The following is a 1,529-nucleotide window of genomic DNA, read 5'->3' on the forward strand; positions in this document are numbered from 1 at the left end:
TGAGTCTCTTGTTTTTATATACAGCCAGAATAGCGGCTTATCGAATTTTCTCATTTTTTCCTCAAACAGCTAACGCCTTGTTAAGGTGTGAGGCACGCAATACCTAAGCTTCCGCAAACACCTTAATCACTAAAACCAACGCATAGTAAAAATGCCACGCGTGCCGAATCACTCTTGAACAATTTGTTAGGTGTTTTTATGCCGTTGATTCTCTGACATAAACATCTGAGCGCTCATTAACTTTACCTAAACGAACTAACCTAGAAACAATAGAGCCTTTTGTCCTTTTATGAGATTTTGATAGTTCATCAATATTTAAACCTGAGTCAAACCCTTTAGACAGCATTCCATCTTCGTCTGACTTCCATGGTTTACCAGCATTCTCGGGCAAATCGGATTTGCGCTTATCAGCAGCAATTGATGCTTCAAGATTTTGCTTTGCCACACACAAAGCTCGAATAATTTGTGGTTGGTTGAAACAACTTTCATCCGATAAGTCTTCACCAGTCTCTGGGTTAACTCCGTCTGATAACGCTGAGATAATTTCTAACGCTTTACTCATTTCCATAATTTTTCCTCTAGTACTACCGCCCTGTAACACCTAACGCCCTGTTAAGGTGTGAGCAACGCAATACCGATGCCGCCGCATACCACCTTAAACACTAAAACCAACGCATAGTAAAAATGCCACGCGTTGCGAATCACTCTTAAACAGTTTGTTAGCTGTGCTTTTCTACCTTGTCGAACAAACCTGGGAAATAGACAATCAATTCATCGTGTAAAAAAGCCGCAACTCTCTCCAGTTCATCGACGTATACAGCAATATCATTCCCATACTGGATATCAAAGCTGTCAATACTTACTTTGGACATGGACGGGATATCACCACTCCTATGGTAAGGGTATCTTTGCTTGGTGAAAACTTCAGAATTTAACTCCAAATCATGCTTTAACGAGCAACCATACTTTGAAGCATATTTTTGCACTAAGTACTCAGCATCTTTAGGGTGTTCTTGCTCGATTGAATTAAATATCTTTAATAAAGCATGACCTTCCGTATGTTTTACTTGAGAGGCAGTAGAGCCAGACCAAACAATTGTAGTTTTAATACTCTTCAGTAACAGTTCAATCGAGAATGACAGGAGAACATGATACGGTCTGCGTACAAACGTGTTACTTTTAATTAGTTTCGCAGCCTCGTAAAACTCTTTTGCGGTATAGAAAAGACCAAAATCTACTAGCTCCTGAGATGTTCTATTTCTTACGTTGTTCATGAACAAAATCACTCTAAATCAGAACGGAAAGTATATTTTATCAAAGCCAAGCCTCTAGTCTTATGACGATTATATATGTATCGCATCAAACTCATTTTTACACTAGCACTGCTAACGCCCTGCTAAGGGGTGAGCAACGCAATACCTAAGCCGCCGCAAACCACCTTAATCACTAAATTCAACGCATAGTAAAAATGCCACGCGTTGCGAATCCCTCTTGAGCAGTTTGTTAGCTGTGTTTTACAACACGAGCTT

General features: G+C 39.8%; 2 protein-coding genes. Both read right to left on the reverse strand.

Going from position 1 to position 1,529, the window contains the following annotated elements; translation table 11 throughout:
- Window positions 1-196 precede the first annotated feature (196 nt).
- Entirely contained in the window at window positions 197-568 is a 372-nt protein-coding gene (locus tag R7E00_RS23055) for a hypothetical protein (RefSeq protein WP_262606461.1), read from the reverse strand.
- Between the two features lie 151 nt (window positions 569-719).
- A complete protein-coding gene (locus R7E00_RS23060; RefSeq protein WP_017188778.1) occupies window positions 720-1,274 on the reverse strand; it encodes a hypothetical protein in 555 nt (184 codons plus the stop codon).
- Window positions 1,275-1,529 lie beyond the last annotated feature (255 nt).

Source organism: Vibrio sp. Vb1755, assembly GCF_033338635.1.
In the GTDB taxonomy this organism is placed as follows: domain Bacteria; phylum Pseudomonadota; class Gammaproteobacteria; order Enterobacterales; family Vibrionaceae; genus Vibrio; species Vibrio alginolyticus.

What these genes read in the sequence shown, in the direction of transcription:
- R7E00_RS23060 (WP_017188778.1), bottom strand. Translation starts at nt 1,274, where the DNA reads ATGAACAACGTAAGAAATAGAACATCTCAGGAGCTAGTAGATTTTGGT.
- R7E00_RS23055 (WP_262606461.1), bottom strand. Translation starts at nt 568, where the DNA reads ATGGAAATGAGTAAAGCGTTAGAAATTATCTCAGCGTTATCAGACGGA.